At 38.9% G+C, this 22,138-nt stretch carries 25 protein-coding genes; 3 read left to right on the top strand and 22 right to left on the bottom strand.

Features of this window, described 5'->3' with window-relative positions; all coding sequences use genetic code 11:
- Positions 1 to 594, top strand: a 594-nt coding sequence (locus D8793_RS08605) for an AlwI family type II restriction endonuclease (protein ID WP_125386901.1), incomplete at its 5' end; no start/stop codon positions are given.
- Between the two features lie 429 nt (positions 595 to 1,023).
- On the opposite strand, the gene D8793_RS08600 is transcribed toward D8793_RS08605, so the two are convergent.
- The 5 genes from D8793_RS08600 to D8793_RS08580 all read right to left on the bottom strand — a co-directional run bounded on the left by D8793_RS08600 (position 1,024) and on the right by D8793_RS08580 (position 5,148).
- Positions 1,024 to 1,467 carry a MepB family protein gene (locus D8793_RS08600; RefSeq protein WP_125371477.1) on the bottom strand — a complete coding sequence of 148 codons (444 nt, stop codon included), beginning with the start codon at positions 1,465 to 1,467 and terminating at the stop codon, positions 1,024 to 1,026.
- 54 nt (positions 1,468 to 1,521) lie between these two features.
- Positions 1,522 to 2,310, bottom strand: coding sequence for an alpha/beta hydrolase (locus D8793_RS08595; RefSeq protein ID WP_125371476.1), 789 nt, complete (start codon positions 2,308 to 2,310; stop codon positions 1,522 to 1,524).
- A gap of 61 nt (positions 2,311 to 2,371) precedes the next feature.
- Positions 2,372 to 3,940, bottom strand: coding sequence for a signal recognition particle protein (gene ffh / locus D8793_RS08590; RefSeq protein ID WP_125371475.1), 1,569 nt, complete (start codon positions 3,938 to 3,940; stop codon positions 2,372 to 2,374).
- Between the two features lie 56 nt (positions 3,941 to 3,996).
- Positions 3,997 to 4,329, bottom strand: a complete 333-nt coding sequence (locus D8793_RS08585; protein WP_005590307.1) for a putative DNA-binding protein — start codon at positions 4,327 to 4,329, stop codon at positions 3,997 to 3,999.
- A 120-nt stretch (positions 4,330 to 4,449) separates the two neighbouring features.
- On the bottom strand, positions 4,450 to 5,148 hold the full coding sequence (locus D8793_RS08580; RefSeq protein ID WP_045497347.1) for a GntR family transcriptional regulator: 699 nt from the start codon (positions 5,146 to 5,148) through the stop codon (positions 4,450 to 4,452).
- A gap of 240 nt (positions 5,149 to 5,388) precedes the next feature.
- Between D8793_RS08580 and guaA the strand changes: the two genes are divergently transcribed.
- Positions 5,389 to 6,948 (top strand): glutamine-hydrolyzing GMP synthase, encoded by a 1,560-nt coding sequence (guaA, locus tag D8793_RS08575; protein ID WP_125371474.1) that lies wholly within the window; start codon positions 5,389 to 5,391, stop codon positions 6,946 to 6,948.
- A gap of 88 nt (positions 6,949 to 7,036) precedes the next feature.
- Here guaA and D8793_RS08570 read toward each other — a convergent pair whose 3' ends face one another.
- The 5 genes from D8793_RS08570 to D8793_RS08545 form a co-directional block, all read right to left on the bottom strand.
- The gene (locus tag D8793_RS08570; RefSeq protein ID WP_125371473.1) at positions 7,037 to 7,249 is read right to left on the bottom strand and encodes a hypothetical protein; all 213 of its coding nucleotides are present in this window, start codon (positions 7,247 to 7,249) and stop codon (positions 7,037 to 7,039) included.
- Between the two features lie 90 nt (positions 7,250 to 7,339).
- Positions 7,340 to 8,530, bottom strand: a complete 1,191-nt coding sequence (locus tag D8793_RS08565; RefSeq protein WP_125371472.1) for a site-specific integrase — start codon at positions 8,528 to 8,530, stop codon at positions 7,340 to 7,342.
- Positions 8,523 to 8,741, bottom strand: a complete 219-nt coding sequence (locus D8793_RS08560) for a DUF3173 family protein (protein WP_125371471.1) — start codon at positions 8,739 to 8,741, stop codon at positions 8,523 to 8,525. Before D8793_RS08560 ends, D8793_RS08565 begins: the two co-directional genes overlap by 8 nt.
- A 216-nt stretch (positions 8,742 to 8,957) precedes the next feature.
- Positions 8,958 to 10,286, bottom strand: coding sequence for a Rep family protein (locus D8793_RS08550; protein ID WP_125371470.1), 1,329 nt, complete (start codon positions 10,284 to 10,286; stop codon positions 8,958 to 8,960).
- Positions 10,287 to 10,731: 445 nt separating this feature from the next.
- Positions 10,732 to 11,127 (bottom strand): hypothetical protein, encoded by a 396-nt coding sequence (locus tag D8793_RS08545; RefSeq protein ID WP_260471113.1) that lies wholly within the window; start codon positions 11,125 to 11,127, stop codon positions 10,732 to 10,734.
- Positions 11,128 to 11,389: 262 nt separating this feature from the next.
- Between D8793_RS08545 and relB the strand changes: the two genes are divergently transcribed.
- A complete protein-coding gene (relB, locus tag D8793_RS08540) occupies positions 11,390 to 11,929 on the top strand; it encodes a type II toxin-antitoxin system RelB family anti-toxin (protein WP_125371468.1) in 540 nt (179 codons plus the stop codon).
- A gap of 161 nt (positions 11,930 to 12,090) precedes the next feature.
- Here the strand turns inward: relB and D8793_RS08535 are convergent, their stop codons facing one another.
- The 12 genes from D8793_RS08535 to D8793_RS08480 all read right to left on the bottom strand — a co-directional run bounded on the left by D8793_RS08535 (position 12,091) and on the right by D8793_RS08480 (position 22,030).
- Entirely contained in the window at positions 12,091 to 12,624 is a 534-nt protein-coding gene (locus D8793_RS08535; protein WP_260471259.1) for a hypothetical protein, read from the bottom strand.
- 209 nt (positions 12,625 to 12,833) lie between these two features.
- Positions 12,834 to 13,814 (bottom strand): DUF1002 domain-containing protein, encoded by a 981-nt coding sequence (locus tag D8793_RS08530; protein WP_125371466.1) that lies wholly within the window; start codon positions 13,812 to 13,814, stop codon positions 12,834 to 12,836.
- Between the two features lie 169 nt (positions 13,815 to 13,983).
- Entirely contained in the window at positions 13,984 to 14,835 is an 852-nt protein-coding gene (locus tag D8793_RS08525) for an alpha/beta hydrolase (protein WP_125371465.1), read from the bottom strand.
- Between the two features lie 169 nt (positions 14,836 to 15,004).
- Complete coding sequence (locus D8793_RS08520; protein WP_125371464.1) at positions 15,005 to 15,586, bottom strand: GrpB family protein; 582 nt, start codon at positions 15,584 to 15,586, stop codon at positions 15,005 to 15,007.
- A 74-nt stretch (positions 15,587 to 15,660) separates the two neighbouring features.
- Positions 15,661 to 16,398 carry a DUF3307 domain-containing protein gene (locus tag D8793_RS08515; protein WP_125371463.1) on the bottom strand — a complete coding sequence of 246 codons (738 nt, stop codon included), beginning with the start codon at positions 16,396 to 16,398 and terminating at the stop codon, positions 15,661 to 15,663.
- Entirely contained in the window at positions 16,395 to 17,060 is a 666-nt protein-coding gene (locus D8793_RS08510) for a SatD family protein (RefSeq protein WP_125371462.1), read from the bottom strand. The genes D8793_RS08515 and D8793_RS08510 overlap by 4 nt, the downstream gene beginning before the upstream one ends.
- Positions 17,061 to 17,156: 96 nt before the next feature.
- Positions 17,157 to 17,474 (bottom strand): TfoX/Sxy family protein, encoded by a 318-nt coding sequence (locus D8793_RS08505; protein ID WP_125371461.1) that lies wholly within the window; start codon positions 17,472 to 17,474, stop codon positions 17,157 to 17,159.
- A gap of 135 nt (positions 17,475 to 17,609) precedes the next feature.
- Positions 17,610 to 19,130, bottom strand: coding sequence for an ABC transporter permease/substrate-binding protein (locus D8793_RS08500; RefSeq protein WP_125371460.1), 1,521 nt, complete (start codon positions 19,128 to 19,130; stop codon positions 17,610 to 17,612).
- Complete coding sequence (locus tag D8793_RS08495) at positions 19,123 to 19,851, bottom strand: ATP-binding cassette domain-containing protein (protein ID WP_125371459.1); 729 nt, start codon at positions 19,849 to 19,851, stop codon at positions 19,123 to 19,125. The genes D8793_RS08500 and D8793_RS08495 overlap by 8 nt, the downstream gene beginning before the upstream one ends.
- A complete protein-coding gene (locus D8793_RS08490) occupies positions 19,848 to 20,810 on the bottom strand; it encodes a zinc-binding dehydrogenase (protein WP_125371458.1) in 963 nt (320 codons plus the stop codon). The genes D8793_RS08495 and D8793_RS08490 overlap by 4 nt, the downstream gene beginning before the upstream one ends.
- A 14-nt stretch (positions 20,811 to 20,824) precedes the next feature.
- Complete coding sequence (locus D8793_RS08485; protein WP_125371457.1) at positions 20,825 to 21,589, bottom strand: nuclear transport factor 2 family protein; 765 nt, start codon at positions 21,587 to 21,589, stop codon at positions 20,825 to 20,827.
- 3 nt (positions 21,590 to 21,592) lie between these two features.
- Entirely contained in the window at positions 21,593 to 22,030 is a 438-nt protein-coding gene (locus D8793_RS08480; RefSeq protein ID WP_125371456.1) for a MarR family winged helix-turn-helix transcriptional regulator, read from the bottom strand.
- Between the last annotated feature and the right edge of the window lie 108 nt (positions 22,031 to 22,138).

Raw genomic sequence — 22,138 nt, 5'->3', positions numbered from 1 at the left:
GTAAAAGAAATACAATCTGTTGTTTCTAAAGATGCTAGTATCCCTACTACTTTTGAATATATTACTGCAATTGCTTGGTATTATATTTCGGAAAAAGAAATACAACCACTAAACTCAATGAATTTAAAATTAGATGCTGACTTTTTGCCTAAAACTCATGCTTCAGGTGGACAGTCCGATTTAATTTTTAAGTATAGAGATTATAAAAAAATTCCAGATCATGATTTTATTCTTGAAGTCACCTTAAACAAAGATACTAATCAAAGAAGGGCTGAAATGGAACCTGTTAGTAGGCACCTTGGAGAATACAAAATAAAACATCCAGATAGAAAAGTCTTTTGTGCATTTTTAGCCCACAGCTTAGATAAAAATACCGAGATACACTTCAGACAACAAAAAATAACCCCATACTACTATCAAGGTCAATGGGCTGAAGACAATATGATTATACCTTTAATTATAGATAATGTTATCTTTGCCTTAAAAAACGATAAAACTTATTCAAATTTATATCAATTATTCCAAGAAGCATATATCAGTAAAACTCCGTTAAAAGAATGGTGGGAAGTAGAGATTGGTGATAAATTATCTTGATTAAATAAATTGAAAAAATTTAACTTAAAAAGGTATCTACTGTAAAAATTTAGATACCTTTTTTTATGGAATTAGTCCTTAGAACATTATCAATAAACTATTTTATAATTTTAAAATGTACAATTGAACCACCACTCCTTCTACTGTTACTAGAGTAAAAAATGTACAAATCAATTCCTTAAATCAGATGATGTGATGTACTAGAAAACATACAAAATACCACTCCATAATAATGTACAAAACAAAAATAAAGTACACTTTTTAAAGAATGTACTTTATGCTTCTAATTCAGTTGTATCAATGGTTTAGCTCTAGTTTAGTCAATTGTACATAAATTTTTGGTTTTAAGAAATCTAACTTTACTACAAAACAGATAATTAAAACAAGACAGAATTAAGAAACTAAACTCTGTCTTGTTTTACCTAAAACTTATTTCTTTAATTCAAATTTTTGAAAATAATCCAGTTGCCATTTTTGTGTTGCCCGAGCTGCTTTATTTAAATTGCTGCACCAGGACGGATAAAACCGCATGGCCATCTTTCCTTTACAATCCTTTGTAGAAAGAATTTTTTTACTGATAGCCACCTCTTTGGGAATGATAAATATACCGCAATGACGGTCGTCAATAACGACAATAACCAGTTCATCACCCAAGTCTTCATCTGTATAAGGGATATTCTTGTTGTCTTGGTCTTTTTTCCAAAATACTGTAAAGTAGCCTTCTTTTTTAGGTGTTTTCTTTGCCAAACGGCATCTTTTGTATTCTTGATTATCCTTCGGCTTAATCAAAATGCCTTCATAGTCTTCATTCCATTTTTCTTTTATCAGATCAAAGTCACCATAATACCTATGAAGAATGTCTGTCATTTTCATTGTTTTATTGTCTTTCTAAATTTTTTACCAAAATAAAATTATGTAATATAATTATTAGAACAAAAACTCCCTAATTAAACCAATGACTTGATCATTTTGCGGCAGAGAGGAATGATGGGCAGCCTTGCCTATGACGATAGCCTCTCTGTATGAAGCAATTTTGCCTTTGTAAATCAGGCTCCCAGCTTCTACACTGCTTCTATGAACGATGCCATCGCCATCTCGGAAAAATATTCCTAAAATCGATAAATGCTGCAGCTTCTTAGGCAGTTTTCCTTGGTTGGCTACAAAGTCGTCTAGCATTGGGACTCGATGATTGAGATTTTTCTTATTCAGATTGTAAGGACTACCAATAGTCAGGAGCTTTTCCACCCCCAACCCAGAATGGTCTGCTAGGTATTGCTGTAGGAATACTGTATAAATTAGACCTCCATTAGAATGCCCCAACCCTTTAAAGCTGGTAAAAGCATATTTCTCTCGTAAAACAGTTATGGCAGCGTTGAACATAGCAGCCTGCTTCTTGATATTTTTGTAACCATCGCAATTATTCTGAAAACCAACCACAAAAATGGGGGTTCTGTCCTTTCGCTTCAAATGCCCACGATAAGTCATGTGGCCGTCATTCCAGACTTTGATACGAATGAGACTATGGTGAGGATGCTGGCCGTGATTGAGCTTTCTAACCATTTTGTTAAAACGATTCTCTGTTGCTGAACTGCCCGGAATCATGATAATTGGCTGAATATCAACTTTGCTAAAGGGCAGATGGCTGATGGGATGGGAAGTGAGCTTCGCTTGTATGTCGTTATAAAGCCGAATTAGATACTTAATAAACTTTTTCATTTCTTTTTTCCTAAGTGTACAAAACAAGCTACATAAACTAAATTATGTAACTTGTTTGCGATTACTTCCGTTTTTTCTTGTTTTTCTTCATTTGCTTGGCCATTTTATTCATGCTGCGGCGCATGAGGAATTCTCCTGCTTTACCTTTGAGGCCACCGCCAAAAAGTTGACTCATATCTGGCATACCTGCTCCGCCTAAAGCAGATAAATCAGGCATACCGCCTTGGCCCATCATGCCTTCTAAAGCTGACATATCCGGCATGCCACCCGGCATATTTTTAGGCAGATTGTTAGGATTGAGCCCCATCTGTTTCATCATTTTGTTCATATCTCCAGATAGGACGCCCTGCATCATCTGTTTAGCTTGGTTAAAGTCTTTGATAAACTTATTTACTTCGACAAAGCTATTACCAGAACCAGCTGCAATCCGACGACGACGGCTTGGGTTAAGCAGATCTGGATTTTCCCGCTCTGCTGGTGTCATAGAAGATACGATAGCACGCTTACGGGCAATTTCTTTTTCATCCACTTTGATGTTTTTAAGAGCAGGATTATTGGCCATACCAGGCAGCATCTTGAGCAATTCTTCCATAGGCCCCATGTTCTGCACTTGGTCCAGCTGGTCGATGAAATCGTTGAAATCAAAGGTGTTTTCCCGCATTTTTTCAGCCATTTCAAGAGATTTCTTCTCATCGTACTCTTGAGCGGCCTTTTCAATCAGGGTCAGCATATCCCCCATACCGAGGATACGGCCAGACATACGGTCTGGGTGGAAGGTTTCGATATCAGTAATCTTTTCACCGGTACCAGTGAACTTGATGGGTTTGCCAGTAATCTGACGGACTGACAGAGCTGCACCACCACGGGTATCCCCATCAATCTTGGTCAGGATAACCCCGGTCACTTCGAGTTGATTGTTAAATTCACGGGCTACATTTGCTGCTTCCTGACCGATCATAGCATCGACAACCAGCAGAATTTCATTTGGCTGTGCTAAAGCCTTGACATCAGCCAGCTCCTGCATGAGTTTCTCGTCAATTTGTAGGCGACCAGCCGTATCAATCAAGACATAGTCATTGTGATTAGCCTTGGCTTGCTCCAAACCTTGACGGACAATCTCCACTGCTGGAAACTCGGTCCCCAAGGCAAAGACTGGCACATCAATCTGTTGGCCCAGTGTTTTCAGCTGATCAATAGCCGCTGGACGGTAGATATCCGCCGCAATCATCAAAGGACGAGCATTTTCTTCTTTCTTGAGTTTGTTGGCCAATTTACCTGCAAAGGTTGTTTTACCAGCCCCTTGCAAACCGACCATCATGATAATAGTCGGAATCTTTGGTGACTTGATAATCTCGGCAGTGTCAGAACCCAGAATTGCTGTTAGCTCTTCATCTACGATTTTGATGATTTGTTGAGCTGGATTGAGCGTGTCAATAACTTCGTGTCCAATAGCCCGCTCACGAATCTTTTTAATAAAATCTTTAACAACAGGCAGGGCAACGTCAGCCTCCAAGAGAGCAAGACGAATCTCCTTGGTCGCTTCCTGAATATCACTCTCAGAAATTTTGCCCTTTCTGCGTAGGTTCTTAAAGACGTTCTGTAAGCGTTCGGTTAAATTTTCAAAAGCCATAAAATATTTCTCCTCTTAATTATCAAATGATGAAAATGGACAGGTTTCTATCCGATCTATTCTCGGTTATCAATGCTGGACAAAACCGCAAGCTGCTCCTGCAAATAGGGATCATCAGGGTATTTCTCCATAATCTGATCGAAAATCTGACTTCGAACGATATAGTCAGAGTACATGTGCAGTTTCATTTCGTAGTCTTCCAGAATTTTCTCAGTCCGCTTGATATTGTCATAGACAGCTTGGCGGCTCACATTAAACTCCTCGGCAATCTCAGCAAGGCTGTAGTCGTCCGCATAGTAAAGCTCAATATAGTTCATCTGTTTGTCGGTCAGCAAAGCCGCATAAAACTCAAACAGAGCGTTCATTCGATTTGTTTTTTCAATTTCCATAAAGAATATTATACCAAATAATCCCTTTAAACTCCACTCTTTCGGTATGTTTGAAAATAGAGAATTATAAAAAACTGCCGATTGACAGTTTTTTTGAGCAACATAGTTTAAATTATGTAATTATTTGTTTTCTAAATAAAATTCAAAGCGTTCGCCGACATACTGGCTTTTTACGTACTCAAAGGCCGTTCCATCATCAAAATAAGAAACTTGTGTCAAGCCTAAAATGGCATGACCACGGGGGATTCCCAAGTATTTAGCAATTTTTTCCTTGGCCAAACGGGCGTAAATGGTCTGTTGGGACTTGCCAATTTTATAGCCGTGCTCTTGTAAAGTTTGAAAGAAATGGCTGGTCACTTCTTCTTTTTTGAAATTTTTTATAAATTTCTCTGGGATCGAGGCGACCTCATAGACTACGGGGATATCGTCAGCGTAGCGAACCCGTTCCATACGGATGATGTTCTCTGTCTTATGAATGCCCAGCTTTTCGACTTCTCGCTCGCTAGGCAGTGTCCGACGGTAGGAAATCAGCTGGCTGGACGGTATTTTTCCTTGAGACTTCATAATTTCTGTAAAGCTAGTCGTTCCACGCATCTTTTCCTGAACGCGTGTACTTGCGACATAAGTCCCGCTGCCGACTCGCCGCTCTAGCACCCCTTCCTCCACCAGAAGCGTAATAGCTTGGCGTAGGGTCATTCTGCTGACCTCGAAAGTTTCAGCAAGATCACGTTCACTTGGTAAACGCTCGCCAATCTCCCAAATACCCTCGTCAATATCTTTTTTTATTTGATCATGTATTTTCACATAAGCAGGTAACATCCATGGTCCTCTTTTCTGATTTTAAGCAGCTTTTTTATACATTTATTGTATTATCAATTAGTTTAAAAGTCAAACTAAATATCAATCAATGTAGGGAAATCCTATTTGATTATCATTTTTTAGAACAGATGTTTTAATTTCTCAGTTATTTTACTTGCAGCTGGTCCCATTACCTTGGAAAAATCCGATTTTTGTGATAAAATGAGGGGAAAAGATTACTTCTTTTAAGAAAGGGAAAAGATGACAACTACAACTGAATTGCAAGATGTTGAAAAAATCATCGTGCTTGATTACGGCAGCCAGTACAACCAGCTGATTTCACGTCGTATCCGTGAAATTGGTGTATTTTCTGAACTCAAGAGCCACAAGATTACAGCGGATGAAGTTCGTGCTATCCGTCCTATTGGGATTATCCTTTCCGGTGGACCTAACTCAGTTTATGAAGAAGGTTCATTTGATATTGACCCAGAGATTTTTGAGTTGGGGATTCCAATTTTGGGGATTTGCTACGGTATGCAGCTTTTGACTCATAAATTGGGTGGGAAAGTATTGCCAGCAGGTGATGCCGGCAATCGTGAATATGGTCAATCCAAACTGACACGTGCTACTTCTCCTCTTTTTGAAGGTACACCAGATGAGCAGCTTGTCCTGATGAGCCACGGTGATGCGGTGACAGAGATTCCTGCAGACTTTGTCCGTACGGGTACATCTGCAGATTGTCCTTTTGCATCTATTGAAAATCCTGACAAGAAAATCTACGGAATCCAGTTCCACCCTGAGGTTCGTCATTCAGAATTTGGTTATGATATTCTGCGCAATTTTGCTCTCAATATCTGTGGTGCTAAGGGCGACTGGTCTATGGATAACTTCATCGATATGCAGATTCAAAAAATTCGTGAAACAGTCGGCGAAAAACGTGTCCTGCTCGGCCTGTCAGGTGGTGTTGACTCTTCTGTTGTAGGTGTCCTCTTGCAGAAAGCTATCGGCGATCAATTGATCTGTATCTTTGTAGATCACGGTCTTTTGCGTAAAGGCGAAGCAGATCAGGTCATGGATATGCTGGGTGGCAAGTTCGGCCTTAATATCGTTAAAGCGGACGCAGCGAAGCGTTTCCTTGATAAACTTGCTGGTGTATCTGATCCAGAGCAAAAACGTAAAATCATCGGAAACGAGTTTGTCTATGTCTTTGACGATGAAGCCAGCAAACTGAAAGATGTGAAATTCTTGGCTCAAGGTACACTTTATACTGACGTTATCGAATCTGGTACTGACACTGCTCAAACGATCAAGTCTCACCATAATGTTGGCGGTCTGCCAGAAGATATGCAGTTTGAGCTGATTGAACCACTGAATACACTCTACAAGGATGAAGTGCGCGCTTTGGGTACAGAGCTTGGCATGCCTGATGAAATTGTCTGGCGTCAGCCATTCCCAGGTCCTGGCCTTGCTATCCGTGTCATGGGTGAAATTACAGAGGAGAAATTGGAAACCGTCCGCGAATCAGACGCTATTCTCCGTGAAGAAATTGCCAAGGCTGGTCTTGACCGCGACATCTGGCAATACTTCACTGTCAACACTGGCGTTCGTTCAGTCGGTGTTATGGGCGATGGCCGGACTTACGACTACACAATTGCCATTCGTGCCATCACTTCTATCGATGGCATGACAGCTGACTTTGCCAAGATCCCTTGGGAAGTTCTGCAAAAGATCTCTGTCCGTATCGTCAATGAAGTTGACCATGTTAACCGCATCGTCTACGATATTACCAGCAAACCACCTGCAACTGTGGAGTGGGAATAGAGTTAATAAGTTAAAAAGCCCTAGAAATCAATATTTCTAAGGCTTTTTATTTTGCTTTAACAACATTTTAACAGCAAAAAATTCTTAATCATTTTTTCAAACCGTATTCATCTATAAGTTGTTCTTGAATATGTGGTTTTAAGCGCCATATTTCATATCCTCCAGGAGTTGTTTCTACATATTCATAACTTTCAAAGTATTCTTTATCAGTCATGTACTCTCCATCATCAAATATATCTTCTAATCTACCACCATAAGTTGAATGTTTTTCTATAAGATTTTGAAATGTATCGTCTTCCATGATAGCCCCCAATATATGAATTATAACGAATAATACGCTAAACTTCAATAGTTTACCGTAGGAATCAAAAGTTTGATCAGACAGACTTCGCTAGTCAGAAAAAACTTTTGATTGAAGCTTTTTAGTATGCTGATTACCGTTAAATTTACTCTTTCTGATATTATTATCGCTAACCACCACTTTTCCAGTCATTCTAGTTGCTACTTCTTTCATTGCATTTGGACGGAGATGGGAGTAAGTGGCTAGTGTAGTCTTTATATCTGCGTGACCTAGACGATTTTGCATTTCCAAGTCATTCATACCCAGAGCAAGCATAAAACTTGCATGGGAGTGTCTCAAATCATGAATACGAATTGATTTAACTTTTGCATAATCACTGTGAGTTTTTAAAACACGCTTAAGAGTTGATTTTACCAATGGACTATCCGCAATTGAAAACACCAACTTACATTCTCCCATTTGGGATTGCGCTTTTTTCCAATATCTCAAATTTTCCAAGGTATCATCATCAAGATACAATAACCTAACACCAGAGATAGATTTGGTATCAGTAAGATACCACTCTTTCTGATTTTTATAATACATCGAGCAGTCTATTAAGGCTGTTCTTTTTTCAAAATCAATCTTCGACCACTCAATAGCTTGTAATTCGCTTGTCCTAACTCCAGTCATGAAGAAAAACCAAAAAGTAGTAAAATACAATAACTCATAGATATTAGACTTATCAAACGTACTGATAAAGAGTTGAAATTCCTCAACCGTCCAAAAATCAACTTTTGGGCGTTCTTTCTTTACGTTCCCAACTGTTTTTGCAACATTACTTGATAACATACCCAATCTGACAGCTAAATCAAAAACCTGTTGTAATATTTGATGAACAGAGCGAATATAATTATTAGATAACCCCTCAATGAACATTGCATTTTGCCACTGCTTAACATGAGGAGCAAGAATATCTGATAGCTTCATATTATCAAAATATGCAAGCCTTTTAAACTTGGATTTTACCATATCAAAAGTACGTTTTCTAACTTGACTTTTATAGTCTGGTATAAAATAATCATCAAGAAACTTTTTGAATGTCATTGTGCTATTAACAGTTATAGAACCTTTACCAAAATCAGCAAGCATACGTAAACGCCATTCTTGCGCTTCTCTTTGCGTTTTAAATCCATTTTTAAACTCTTGTATTCTTTTGCCAGTCTGAATATCAAACCCAAGTGAAACAGCTGCTCTATACGTACCATTTGGCATAGGATAAATGCTAGAAATTTTAGGCATGTTCTGCTATTTCCTTGTCAATCAAATCGGCTTCATCAATTTTTACGCCTAAAATTTCCTCAACGGTTTCTAACGGAACACGACCAAGCCCTTTGCTTTCATACCATGTTAGCCCTTGACTAGCCAATTTTGCCTTAGCTTGCTTAACTAACATCATGGCTTGCCAACTACTGAAGCCTAATTTCATCAAATCACTTTTCACTACAAACATAGCGTTTTTCTCCTTTTCATGTTATAATATAACTAGTTGTTTTTATATGTGATGCGGTTTGCCGACTGCATCATTTTTTTTATTTCATAATACCGAGCTTTATCCCTTAAAAAAACATATATATCAGGAAGATATTTCAAAACTCTAGACTTAACAATAACTTCTACAGGTTCTTCTTGGCCATAATCTCGACATTTTGTTATTACAATTATCTTTTTAGTCATTTGTCACATCCCTTATCTTTTTTGGTAAAATTCTAGGATAGATATACTCATCCAGTAATTTTGTTATAAATGCTCCTTTATCTTGAACTGAGAATAAATCCTCATAGTCAAAATTCAAGACAACACTCGTACCATCAGAACGCTGATAGTGACCATTAGCTTTGTTTTCTCTTACTTCTGATACACTATAAAAACGTTCCTCCATACCATGCTTTCTTGCAATTTCAGAAGAATAATTTACTCGACGCAAATATTGGTTGATATCTTCTGTCTCAATTTTTCCAAAAAATTGTTTGGGAGACATATAAGCTGACATAATCACTAATCGAGGAACTACTAACTTGTTACGATAACGTGCTGACATTCTTGCAGAGTTCACGGGGTCAAACAGTTTCAACCAATCCGTTGCTGATAAGCTATCTTCTCGCAAATCATCTAAAATTAAAATTTCTTCTCCAGCATAATTATCAAAGGGATTTTTGGAACTAGCTGAATAAGAGCTACCTTTCAAACCAGCATTGTCCAAAGCTGATTGCACCTCTAATGCAATATCTCGAGCAAGAGTTGATTTCCCAATACCCGGTTTCCCCTGAATATAGAGAACTGTCAAATCATATTCGCCATTTTGCAAGGCTTCTAATCGTAATACACTTTCACGTTCTCCAAAAATATCAAAACCTTCTAGGAATTTTTGACGATTATTTGCCATCAGATAATACAGATTATCGTCTTTCATAATGTCAAAATATGTCAGCTCGCCTTTATAAACCTTATCTAGCACCATATCTAGACTTTCATCCGATTTCTCACGCTTTCTTGTTGCGGCATATTTCTCAAAATCTTCTTTGTTTTGGTTGATAAAAGTCTCATAATCAAGTGTTGCAAAGGTTTCTACATTACTGATAGAATACTGGTATTTATCCTTATCTTTAGCATGGATAAGATATGCTAAAGCGTTAATACGTGTGTAAGCTCGACCTCCTTTTGATTTTGGGGTTTCAATCCGTTCACGTTCCAAGCCTAAAGCACTAGCTACTTTTGATAAATCCATCAATTTGGGAAAGTCAATATAAGCGTGTACGTGAGGTTCTACTAATTTAGTCCCATAAGATACATCTTTATCATGCACAATTATGGCAAATTCTACAAATTCATCATCCTCTACTAAAGTTCTCACCCTGTCAAATATAGTTCTAAAAATTTGTGTCTTATTATTTTCCCAGTCATCAAGTAATTGTTTATCTTGAATAGGCCAATCCCAAAATTGAGATTTGAGTTGTTGTTCAATTAAAAATCGTCTGTTTCTAATTCTTTTTGTCATCTATTCTCCATCCTGTATCAAGATATTCTGTATTTTTTTCTATTTTTTTGAATAAATATTCTCTAAATTTGGATATATACTCCCTTTTTTCGAGAATATATCCAAGTATATATCCAAGTATAAATCCAAGATTTTTTGCTGTTTTTCTTCCCTACCGCGTACGCTGGACCGTTCCGATGTCCCACGGAGAAAGGCTTCCAAATCAAGGATTTTCCTTATTTTGCACCATTCTATCGTCAAGTCCTAGAATGGTGCCCGCGCATAGGTTTTGGATATATGGAAATATACTATGCCAAAAAACTCTTGAGCAAAGAAACTATGAATATTCTTCCACTAAAATACGTAAAAATTCGGGTTGGGCGGTGTAGACGGGTTGTACGGTCGGGGCTACGCCTTTCCCGACCTAACCCTACACCTAACCCTGCTTTTTACGTATTTTTAGTTGTTACAGCAATTTCAAGCCACTGGCAACCAATTTCAAGCCCTTGTAACCTGGATTACGACCATCAACCCATTGAGCCATGACACGAGTATCTAGTAACTCTACAAAAGCTAATTGAGCACCTGCCATAGCTCCCTCAATCTCATCAAAACTACCTAATACTTCAATCGTGATTGTCTTGACGTCCTCCATATCAATTAAACCTTGTTCTACTGCTTGAGCTGTCCGTTCATCAATACCACTAAGCATATAACCCTCTACGATATCAGTTGCCTTGCCGTCTTTGTACTTGTTTTTTGGACGAGCTTGTGAAAAATCTACTTTTACTTTTTTAGGGATATAGAATTGAGAACTATCAAGAGCCATTTCTTTAAGCGAGAGTTCGCTTGTTAATTTCATTTTGTTACTTGCCATTAGTTTTTACCTTTATCTTTCTTAAAAATTGTTATATAATTTAGATGGTTATTTCTGATAAGTCTTTGAAGAGTTCTGCTTTTCAAAGACTTTTTTATACAATCATAGGCATTTCCCTCTCTTCTACTTGCCAAATATCAGAATAGTTTGGTATAATTTGATTATCGCTTTATACGATAAAATAATTTTAACGTGTTTTACGATATTTGTCAACAAAAATATCGTTTTTTACGATTGGAGGTTTTGCATGACTTTTTTTACTGATAAACTTAAAGCTCTTAGAAAAGAAAAAAAGCTAACTCAAAAAGAATTAGCAGAACAAATTGGTATAAAACAGAATTCTTATAGTGATTGGGAGACTGGAAAGAATGAGCCTAATCTAGAAAATATAGTAAAACTATCAAAAATACTTGATACTTCCACTGATGAACTATTGGGAAGACAAGTCAATTTTGGAGACAGGATTATATTTGATATATCTAAATATGACTTAAACAATTTGAAGAATTTTAGCGAACAAGAGATCTACGCTTTAAAAGCTACAATAGTTCTTGAATTGTTAGATGAGTCCACAGATACACTAGCAGTCAAAAATAGACTAACTATCAAAAACAAACTTGACAAAGATGAAGAAATCATTTTAGACGCTTTACTTACTGAAGCAAAAGTATTTGCTGATGAAGTTATAGCATTTGAAAAGTTCAGAAAGGCACAGAGAAAATTTAAATGGCCTTGGCAAAAAGATAACAACAATTTAACAACAACATACTCAAATAACAACGAATAAAACTTATTGATTGTATTATCAATCACTATCAAATCAACTATTCTAAATAGTCAGTATCTGGCTTTTAGTGAGTGGGAATAAAAATATGAATAAAAACCCAGCTATCTCAGTAGAAATTTCTAAAAAGATAGCTGGGTTTAATTTTAATAAAAATACTTTGCTTAATGTTTTGACTTAGAATCTATGAATTCCTTAACTTGTCTCTCCCAATGCTCTATTAGTTGTTTCCATTCAGCGCTGGAAAAATATTCATCTATATCCCCTGATAAATCAAATTCTGGCATAAAAATTCCTAAAACTCCTTTTTCTAGAATCCCCTCCGCAAGAACACCTTTCTCTCTAAAAATTATAATAGGCAAACCTAATTGATATCCCATCGCAGGTTCAATCTGACAATAGGGACTAGTAAGCCAAGAATTGTCTAGGTCGTAAGAATCCTGATTTAAATCACTATCAGGTTTTCCAACGCCTTCTTTAATCTTGTTTCTACGGAATGCTACAGTGACAACTCCGTTAGAATTCTCCATAATCTCCTTGATTGCTTTTAATGGTGCATCCATATTGTAATCAGTCACTCCAAGAGTACAGGGTTCAAAGTTTCTTTCTTTAAGATGCTTACGAATTTTTTCAATAAACTTTTCTTGATTACTTAAAAAAGGTTTTGGATAACTCAAAAAAACATTATGCTTCATCATTTACTCCTCAACTGACTTTATTTTTTATGAGTTTATCAGAAATAAAGTCAGTTGTCAATTTTTGGCATAAACATCTTCGTATATATATATTAAATGATATTATAATGCTTTATTGTTTTGTTTAAAGTGCTATAATATATAAATTGAAACTAGACATAAAACAAGGCTAGGACTAAAATGTCCTAGCCTTGTTTTACATAGTCTTGGAATTAACCGCCAAACAGGCCCTTAAAGAAATTGACGATTGCATTCCAGATATTACTAAAGAAATTACCGCCATCTTCAAGAAGTCCGTTTGCATCAAAGTTAAGATTGATATTATTGAATGTGTCACCGGCCTTTGAAACAATACTGTTTTTCAAGTCGGTGAGCGTCTTTGTGAAATCAGAATTTGTGATGACCCCGCTATTTGAAAGATTGACAGCAAAGTTAATAATCAGATTGATTTGATCAGCTGTGACTGAACTGCTGAGGCCGTAGTTTTTCAGTGTTTCTTCAACGATTTTACGGACATCAGCTTCTGTCAAGTTGCTGTTATTCTTTTTAGCATTGGCAACAGCTGTTTTAATATCTGTCAGAGCCACATTCAATTTATCAGCATCGTAACCTTCCTTGCCCTGGTTCTCAGCATTGATATTTGAAAGTGCGGCTAATTCTTCCTGAGCCAAATCTTTATTTTCCTGAGGAACGCTTGCTCCATTTTCCTCTAGCGAGTAATAAATACCAGCTAGAGCGCTTTCTCCAGTTACAGGGATAGGTGCTGCTACTGTGATTTCTGCATGCTGTACGCCCAAGGTGACTGCCGCATTGCGATACATATCCTCTGTAACCTTGGTGATGTTTTGCGGCGTAACAATCTTAACTTGAAGTGGTTTCTTGTTACCCAACTTCTTAATCTTAACAGAAGAATATAGCTGTAAACTAGGATCATTTGCCACATTCATAATCTTTGAATAGACATCAGGTGTCATTGTCTTCAGAGGTTTAGAATCACTCGATGCATTGTAGCCTAAGAGCTGAAGCGTTTGCTCTTTTTGACTGTCATCCAAGGAATAGCCCAAGACATACTCAGGCTGAACATAGGTTTCGTCAATGACTTTTTGGACGTTTGTGTCAGCCGTTGCTGTGGATACGGTAAAGAGCGTAGCTAGAAAAGCTCCTGCCGTTAGTAATGTTTTCTTAAATTTCATTTTACTCCTCAATCTATCTCTAAACAATAAGGTTTTAGAGAAGCTTCGATTATAATCAGCGGATTGCGCTGTCATACTAAATTAGGAAAGGAAAACTTTCCATAGAACAAAATAGTATAAAATGCTTAAAGTTTTCTTATAGACAAAGAATAGCCTACATTTCTTAAAATCATTTGGCCCAAAGAAAGTTAATCAATAACCTATCTACTTCTGGATTTTCATGCAGCTGGCTATGCTGAGCTAGAGGGCCAGTCACTCTTTTTTCCTGATAGGACTTGGCATTGTCAATTACAAGATACTTGAGGCTGCGAGAAGAAACGTTTAAGACGGAACCATCCGATTCATTTTTAAAATCTCCATAGATATTGAGAACATCCACTTGATCTTGCGGATAAATTTCGCGCAAGCCCAGAAGTTTTTGATAGCTATCACTCATGGCGCTAGGCTGCCCTGTATGGTTATCTAGAATGGTCAAATTAGCTGGCAGATCCATACCCTCCAAACCATTGACATGATTGGCGATATTTACCTGCTTTTGTAGTTGTGGAAGTTCTTCATTTTGAGCGTGCTCCAATAGGTAAAATAAAATAGACATATTTCCCATAGAATGTGCAACAAAATTCATCTTTTTAAAGCCATACCTTGCTTGCAACTCTCTAACAACTGCTGCCGCATACTCTCCATCCTGAGCATAGTTGGCATTTCGATTGTCTTTGAACTCAACCATGACAATTGGATTAACAGCATTTTTCGGAATATCACCTTTAAGAGTTACTTGAGCATGACTGTCAACTGTGGCTGTGATGATGGTTTGAGTAACTCCAGCTTGTCTGGCGGCCTCTACCATATGCTTTTCAGCATTAGCACTTGAGCCATAACCGTGGAAAAACAAGGTTGGTGTGCTTGACTGAATATAGTCTCTACTATTTAAATCTTTGGTTTGCCGATTGTAGATTAGAAATAAGCTAACAAGAGCAATGAACAGAAAAGATGATAGTGCTATGATAGACCGTTTTCTCATTTTCCACCTCCTATCCTGTATAGATTAGTATTATAACATTAAACAACTAAAGAAGACGATGTTCTATTTAAAAAGAATTAACGAGAATTTAATATGTATTAAATCGTATTAAATTTATTTTTATTCGTATTAAATTGAATAGACAATCATCGCACCGAGAACTATCATGCTATTCAATTTTATCGTCATACCTTCTCTTATAAAGCTTTTTAGCTTTTTGTGTGTACAGTCTGATGAAATCAGTTTTAGCTTCTGTGTATGCATCTCGATTGTACTCGTACTTTTTCCATAAGGTTAATTTTAACTTCTCGTAGTCCTTAGCGACATCTGGATGAGCTTTCAGATAGTCTCGGAAATAGAGTTCATCATGGTCTCCATAGTAGCGCAAATGCAAGTGAAAAACGCGTTCAGCAAAACCTTGCAGTGTATAGCCCTTATTAAAAGACATGCGGCCTTCTGACTCTGACATAAGCAGGTAGCCATACTCCAGCAATTTTCTCTGGATGCTACCCATATCTTCACTTCGAGGAATTTCTAAAAGAATATCAATAATCGGCTTAGCCCATATCCCCTCAATAGATGTGGAGCCAATATGATGCATTTTATACAACTGATTTGCTGGCAAAAAATTTACTATTCTTCTGCTTTCCTCCTTATACCAAGTTTCCCAGTCCTTATTGTGCTCCTCTAAGAAAATCGGGAATAGCTGCCATAATTCTTCTAAAGACATATCTTCTAGTTTTTTGGTCATGTGCCTTCTCCTTTCTTTATAGAAAATATGAATTAAAGTAAAGACTGGGAATGCTATCCCAGCCTCGGTTTTTATTACCAATAAAGCAAGCCATAAGTCAGTAAAACGCTGATCATGCTAAAGAGTGAGCCAATCAAATAGTATTCTGCAAAGGATTGGCTTTCAGAAATTTTATTATAGCGAGCGATAGACTTAGCTGTAAAAACTAACCCAATGGCAGTAAACTGCCCGAAAATAAGGGAGAGTCCCATAATCAAGCGCTCCAAAATCCCAATCATGGCACCAGCCCCAGCAATAGTCTCCCCACTGTCTTCTCCTGCCTGATACTTGCTGAAGAAGAGTTTAAATAGGATATTAATCGGCTTACCAGTAAGGGCGAAGAAAAAGAGAGCCTGCAGCATGAGGTAGCGGTCAGTCAGCCAATTAGGAGCTGGAATTTGCTGCTGCCCTAAGAGAAAATAAAGAGCAAAAATACTAATCAAATGCAAGATCTGATCCAGTAAAAAGGCTGACTTTTGAGCACGATGCCGGACAATCAAAGAATTCAACCTATTCTTCAAGAAGTCAATAAGCGCATGACTAAGCCATACCAAGGCGAAAAATAGCAGATATTTAGGTAAGATGAGCACAAAGAACAACAAGGGCAGTAGAACGATTCCCAAATGGAGAATCAAAAAATTCAACCGCCGGCTTTTTAGGTCGGCCATTTTCTGACTTTGAAGCTGAAAATCAGCTAGCACATGGGCCAGCAAAGTCAATACAAGAATCGGATTCTGCATGAAAAATTCTGAAAATCCCATAAAATTTGTCATTGTTCAGCCTCCTTTGCTGCCTGTAAAATCATTTTCATAGCTAAACGGCGATTTCTCAGATAAACCTTTAAACCAGATGACTTGAGCCTCTTACTAAGCGCACTGGGACTAATCTGCAGCAGCTCTGCTATTTCCCCGTGAGAAAAATTCTCATCATAGATGTATTCTGTGAGCATCCGCTCGAGCACCTCTCTCTGGCTAGCATTCCACTTGCTCTGGATAAAGGACGCAGCCGCCAACACCGTATTGACCGCCTGACTGAGCTCTTCATCTCCTAAGGATACAGCGATGCGACTGCTGCCATAATCATTTTTTTCGTGGACTGCGTTGATAGCTGCGCGTGCCCTCCAGTAGGCTGGACCGTCCGAGCCAATACTTTGCTCGCGATTGATATCCGTCACAATCTCACCCAGACCAAGACCAAAGCGAATCGGGTGAGGAAAGCCTAAGGCAATCTGATCAATGAGCCGCATGATCTCAGGATTAGGCCGCAGCAAAGCCTGAAACTCGTCTCCAGTCGTTACTGTAAAAGGCGACACCAGATAATCCCGATAATCCTGGTTCAAGACTGCCATCAATTCCTGCAACTCTTGCTGCGCCTGCTTGCGGTTTTTTAGCTGTTTGGATTCGATCAAATCTCCAATAAGAGCAATATAAAGCATAGCTGACCAAACCTCCTCTAAGTCCATTATAAAGGAAAATTTTAAAAATGTCTATTACAACGGAAAATTTTAGAAATATCCATTAGAACAGAAAGACTATTTATTCTTTTTAGCCGCTGGCAAGACAGGATAGACAGCCTCAATCAAACTACAGAGAAAGGAAGCATCTTCTACTTCTTCTATATGAACCATTGGCTCTGCACCTGGATAAGGGAGTTCATAAACTGGATTCTCTAAGAGAGTCAGAGCAGGCTGGACTGGCTTGAGCAGCAAGCGATTGTCATAAATCCCGCCGAATAAGCGACCTCGATAATAGAGCAAATACTCTCCCATCATCTTGCGAAAACTGATTTCTTGTCCTAAGCCCTGCAGCTGCTTCAGAATAAAATCCAAATATTCTTGACTAGATGCCATCGGAACACCTCCATTAATTGATACTTTATTATACCAAAAATGGATGAAGATTGCTGATGTATCTTCTTCAATCTGCAGTCTATCTATTCTAAAATAAGCAAAAAAGCTAGACCTTAGGAGTCTAACTTTTATTTCTTATTTTTTTAAAAGTCCTTCCTTGACCAGATAGTCACGCGCAACGTCTTCGGCCTTTTTACCTTCAATGCCAACTTGATAATTCATCTGACTCATCTGACTTTCCGTAATTTTACCAGCTAGTTTATTGAGAACACCTTCCAATTCAGGGTGTTTTTCTAGCAGTTCAGCCTTCATGAGAGGCGCTCCTTGATAAGGAGGGAAAAGATGTTTATCGTCTTCTAAAATCTGAAGTTGATAGCGCTCAATTTCAGGGTCAGTTGAGTAGACTTCCATAATCTGAATATCGCCTGATTGAATCGCATCATAGCGAAGGGCTGGCTCCATAGTTGACACATTGAGATTGAGTCCATAGACAGACTGCAAGCCCTTATTCCCATCTTCACGGTCGTTAAATTCCAAGGTAAACCCTGCCTTAAGCTTATCTTGGAGTGCTTTAAGATCAGAGATGGTTTTAAGATTGTATTCTTTAGCAACACTCTTAGGTACTGCAATGGCATAGGTATTTTGATAAGCCATGTGATTGAGCAAGACTAGATTGTCCTGTTTTTTGATTCCATCACGCGCTGCTTTAAAGACTTCTTCAGCATCATTGCTAACCTTTGGAGCAGGCTGCAAGAGGGTTCCAGTAATCGTACCTGTAAACTCAGGATAGATATCAATATCACCTTTTTTCAGTGCTTGATAAAGGAAGTCAGTCTTACCAAAGTTTGGTTTGACTGTCACAGTCATATCCGTATTTTCCTCGATGAGGAGTTTATACATATTCATAAGAATTTCTGGCTCTGGACCCAATTTCCCAGCAATAACCAGATGATCCTTCTCCTGTTTCGGTAGAAAACTTGGCGTATAAGAAGCGCCGAGGCCGAGGATTAAAACCGCGAAAGCTGTAAATACCGTCCGAAGCTTAGCCTTTTCCATCCATTTAAGGAGACTGTTGAAAAGAATAGCCAAAACTGCAGATGAAATAGCTCCAATCAAGATCAGACTGGCATTGCGACGATCAATTCCAAGAAGGATAAAAGAACCTAGTCCACCAGCTCCAACAAGAGCTGCCAGAGTCGCTGTTCCGATAATCATTACCGTTGCCGTCCGAATTCCTGATACGATGACGGGCATAGCTAGAGGCAGTTCAAACTTTTTGAGTCGCTCCCACTTGGTCATCCCAAAGGCGATTCCAGCTTCTTCTAAACTAGGATCAATCCCATTCAAAGCCGTGACAGTATTTTCTAAAATTGGGAAAATAGCGTAAATCACCAGGGCAGTCAGTGCCGGCAGTGTGCCAATCCCCATAAGAGGGATAAAGAGTCCCAGCAAGGCCATTGAAGGAATAGTTTGAAAGATTCCTGCAATTTGCAGTATCCAATTGGCTACTTTTTTGTGACTATTGAGATAGATAGCGAGTGGAATGGTCAAGAAGATCGCCACTAGTAAGGTCAAAAGAGATAGCTGGAGATGTTGCCCTAAGGCTGCCAACCATTCGCCAAAGCGCTCCTGAAAGGTAGAAATTAAATTAGCCATGTTGAACACCTCCAAATAAATCTGCTACGAAGCTGGTTGCAGGTGCAGATAAGATTTCCTCAGGTGTCGCCACTTGACGAATCTCCCCGTCCTGCAAAACAGCAATCCTATTCCCCAACTTTAAAGCCTCGTCCGTGTCATGGGTCACAAAGATTGTCATCATCCCAAACTGGTCATGAATACTCTTGGTCAAGCTCTGCAATTGCTTACGCGAGATGGCATCAAGAGCTGAAAAAGGCTCATCCATCAGCAGGATTTTGGGTTGGGCGATAATGGCACGGACAATGCCCACCCGCTGCTGCTCACCACCAGACAGCTCACTCGGCATACGCTGAGCATAGTCTTCAGCAGGTAAGCCGACTAAGTCTAGCAATTCATCGGTCTTCTGCTGAATATCTGCTTTGCTCCACCCCTTCATCTCAGGAATGAGAGCAATATTTTCTGCAACCGTTAGATTTGGAAAGAGAGCAATAGCCTGTAAGACATAACCAGTAGAAAGGCGGAGTTCACGCTCATCATAGTCCTTGATGCGCTTGCCATCCATGTAAACATCGCCATCTGTAGGTTCCAAGAGACGGTTAATCATCTTAATCATGGTCGTCTTACCGGACCCAGAAGGCCCAACTAAAACCATAAACTCTCCATTCTCAATCCTTAAGTTGACATCTCTCAAGACATCTTTTTCTGTATAGCGTAGCGCTACATTTTTATATTCAATCATTTCTTCTCCTTATTTATTACGATAACCTTGCCAAAAGACTGGCTACTTTCCAGATAAGCATGAGCGTCCTGGATTTGCTCAATAGAAAATACTTTTTCAGGTCGCACATCCACCTGATACCGCTCCACAAAGTCCACCAAAGCTTGTAGCTTATCTCGAGATACATTGCCAGAAGCAAAGGTAGTCAAGTAGAGATTGCGGTAAAGCATTTCAATAGGGTCAAAGTCTGGAATAGTCCACTGACCGCCCAGCAAGCCACAAGAACAGATAATACCACCATCTGCCGTACGAGCAAATGTATCGAGAATAGCACTCGGACCGACAAGATCCAAGACCTTGTCAAACTGCTCTTCCGTTTGCAAAACGCCATCCTGATCCAAAATCACCTGGTCAAATCCTGCCTCTTTTAGCTGTTTTTCCTTGCTCAGACTACGGCTACTTCCCACTAGATAGACATTTGAAAATTGCCCCTTGAGAAGTTTTGAAAAAGCAATCCCAACACCACTAGTCGCTGCTCGAACCAGAACTCTGTCTCCCTCCTCAATTTTGAGATTGAGATAAGAGCCAAATGCTGTATAGTATGTTTCAGGCAGTGCGATTAAACTTTCCAAAGCAAGCTCTGTCCTCACAGGATAAACCTGTTCGTCTGGTAGCAAAACATACTCAGCATAACCACCATCAAAAGCACGCCCCATTTCTCCCATGATGGAGATGACTTGCTGCCCGACCTGCAAATCGGGACGATTGGTCTCCTCTACAAGTCCCACACATTCAATTCCTAAAATCCGTGGAAATTGAACGGACGGCGATAGTCCTTGACGAGTAAAAATCTCGCTATGGTTGATTCCAAATCCTTGCACCTTGACCAAGGTCCAACCTTCTTTAACAGTCGGTTTTGGAACTTCCACAACCTGCAGAACTTCTGGTCCTCCAGCTTCCTTGACAAGCACAGCTTTCATCTTAGTATCTCCTTTTAAAACTTCCCTCGGTTGGTCAAGTCTTCTACCTTAGGCATGACTTCTTTATTGTCCCAATGCTCCACAATCAAGCCATTCTCCAAACGGAAGATGTCATACTGAGCATAAGCAACCCCATCGATCTGAGTCTGACCATAGCTAACCACATAGTTTCCTTGTCCCAAAAGCTGGAAAACAAAGTAAAAAGTAACCCCGTGTTCAGCCACATAGTTTTTATAAGCAGCACTTCCTTGGCCAATCTCATGATTATGCTGAATCAAATCTTCTGCCACATAATCACTCCACTGCTCTAGCTCCCCATTTTGGAAAATTTCTGTCAAGAAACGACGAACAGTTTTTTTATTTGCTACTGTCTTGTCCAAATCCGTGATTTCAAAATCTCCAAAGATCTGATCTAACTGCCCATTTTCTGGAGCGCGATAGTAGTCAATCACATCCCAATGCTCCACGATACGACCATTCTCATCAGAACGGAAAGTATCCGTCGTCACCCATTGAGCTTCCCCACCATTGAGATATTGGTGAACATGGACGAAGACTAGATTGCCGTCTTCAATGGTGCGAACAATCTTCATCTCACGCTCGGGATGGTGCTCAAAGAAATTTGCAAAGAAAGCCGCAAAACCTTCTTTCCCATCTGGCACACCTGTCGAGTGTTGAATGTAGGTATCCCCTACAGACTGAGCTTGAGCCTCGGCAACGCGCCCATCTTGAATGGCATGAATGTATAAATTTTGTGCATTTTCAACTTGTTTTGACATGATTTATGCCTCTTTTTCTTTTAAATTTGCTAAGATGCGTTCCTGATAACTTTCAAATTGGCGAATTTCTTCCTCTGAGAATCCTTTATAAAAAATCGCATCCAGTTTTTGACTAATACGATGGCCAACTTCTTTCTGAGACCACCCTTGCTCCGTCAACTTGACATATTTCTTTCGCTTGTCTGAACCACACTGACTAAAGGTCACCAAATCCTGCTCTTCCAACTTTTTCAGCATAGTCGTCAGCGTATTATTGGCAAGTCCTGTCGCCAGCGCAATGTCTGTCGCCGTCGCGCAGCCCGTTTCACTATTCCATAAAACTGTGAGAATCTTGCCCTGTTCACTACGATAAAGAGCCTCAGGATCCTGATTCAGTAACTTTTGAAAAATCCTTCCATTCAACAAACGAATATGGTGGGCAACTAAATGACTATCTTTCATACTTCCTCCCAATCTATTTCTATATCGATATTTTTCAATAATTGTAACACCAATCATTACACTTGTCAAGAATTTTGTTCTATTTAGAAATAATTTTAAACTAGGTAA

This window comes from Streptococcus cristatus (assembly GCF_003943465.1).
Classification (GTDB): Bacteria; Bacillota; Bacilli; order Lactobacillales; family Streptococcaceae; genus Streptococcus; species Streptococcus cristatus_C.
This window is presented reverse-complemented; position numbering and strand designations above follow the sequence as displayed.

Bases quoted from the DNA above. Each gene is read 5' to 3' on its own strand.
- relB (WP_125371468.1), top strand. From the start codon at position 11,390: ATGACTTTTTTTACTGATAAACTTAAAGCTCTTAGAAAAGAAAAAAAG.
- ffh (WP_125371475.1), bottom strand. From the start codon at position 3,940: ATGGCTTTTGAAAATTTAACCGAACGCTTACAGAACGTCTTTAAGAAC.
- guaA (WP_125371474.1), top strand. From the start codon at position 5,389: ATGACAACTACAACTGAATTGCAAGATGTTGAAAAAATCATCGTGCTT.
- D8793_RS08595 (WP_125371476.1), bottom strand. From the start codon at position 2,310: ATGAAAAAGTTTATTAAGTATCTAATTCGGCTTTATAACGACATACAA.
- D8793_RS08535 (WP_260471259.1), bottom strand. From the start codon at position 12,624: ATGATGAAGCATAATGTTTTTTTGAGTTATCCAAAACCTTTTTTAAGT.
- D8793_RS08560 (WP_125371471.1), bottom strand. From the start codon at position 8,741: ATGTTTGTAGTGAAAAGTGATTTGATGAAATTAGGCTTCAGTAGTTGG.
- D8793_RS08585 (WP_005590307.1), bottom strand. From the start codon at position 4,329: ATGGAAATTGAAAAAACAAATCGAATGAACGCTCTGTTTGAGTTTTAT.
- D8793_RS08545 (WP_260471113.1), bottom strand. From the start codon at position 11,127: ATGAAATTAACAAGCGAACTCTCGCTTAAAGAAATGGCTCTTGATAGT.
- D8793_RS08495 (WP_125371459.1), bottom strand. From the start codon at position 19,851: ATGATTGAATATAAAAATGTAGCGCTACGCTATACAGAAAAAGATGTC.
- D8793_RS08520 (WP_125371464.1), bottom strand. From the start codon at position 15,586: ATGACCAAAAAACTAGAAGATATGTCTTTAGAAGAATTATGGCAGCTA.
- D8793_RS08480 (WP_125371456.1), bottom strand. From the start codon at position 22,030: ATGAAAGATAGTCATTTAGTTGCCCACCATATTCGTTTGTTGAATGGA.
- D8793_RS08515 (WP_125371463.1), bottom strand. From the start codon at position 16,398: ATGACAAATTTTATGGGATTTTCAGAATTTTTCATGCAGAATCCGATT.
- D8793_RS08505 (WP_125371461.1), bottom strand. From the start codon at position 17,474: ATGGCATCTAGTCAAGAATATTTGGATTTTATTCTGAAGCAGCTGCAG.
- D8793_RS08550 (WP_125371470.1), bottom strand. From the start codon at position 10,286: ATGACAAAAAGAATTAGAAACAGACGATTTTTAATTGAACAACAACTC.
- D8793_RS08490 (WP_125371458.1), bottom strand. From the start codon at position 20,810: ATGAAAGCTGTGCTTGTCAAGGAAGCTGGAGGACCAGAAGTTCTGCAG.
- D8793_RS08565 (WP_125371472.1), bottom strand. From the start codon at position 8,530: ATGCCTAAAATTTCTAGCATTTATCCTATGCCAAATGGTACGTATAGA.
- D8793_RS08600 (WP_125371477.1), bottom strand. From the start codon at position 1,467: ATGAAAATGACAGACATTCTTCATAGGTATTATGGTGACTTTGATCTG.
- D8793_RS08525 (WP_125371465.1), bottom strand. From the start codon at position 14,835: ATGAGAAAACGGTCTATCATAGCACTATCATCTTTTCTGTTCATTGCT.
- D8793_RS08500 (WP_125371460.1), bottom strand. From the start codon at position 19,130: ATGGCTAATTTAATTTCTACCTTTCAGGAGCGCTTTGGCGAATGGTTG.
- D8793_RS08570 (WP_125371473.1), bottom strand. From the start codon at position 7,249: ATGGAAGACGATACATTTCAAAATCTTATAGAAAAACATTCAACTTAT.
- D8793_RS08485 (WP_125371457.1), bottom strand. From the start codon at position 21,589: ATGTCAAAACAAGTTGAAAATGCACAAAATTTATACATTCATGCCATT.
- D8793_RS08580 (WP_045497347.1), bottom strand. From the start codon at position 5,148: ATGTTACCTGCTTATGTGAAAATACATGATCAAATAAAAAAAGATATT.
- D8793_RS08510 (WP_125371462.1), bottom strand. From the start codon at position 17,060: ATGCTTTATATTGCTCTTATTGGAGATTTGATCGAATCCAAACAGCTA.
- D8793_RS08530 (WP_125371466.1), bottom strand. From the start codon at position 13,814: ATGAAATTTAAGAAAACATTACTAACGGCAGGAGCTTTTCTAGCTACG.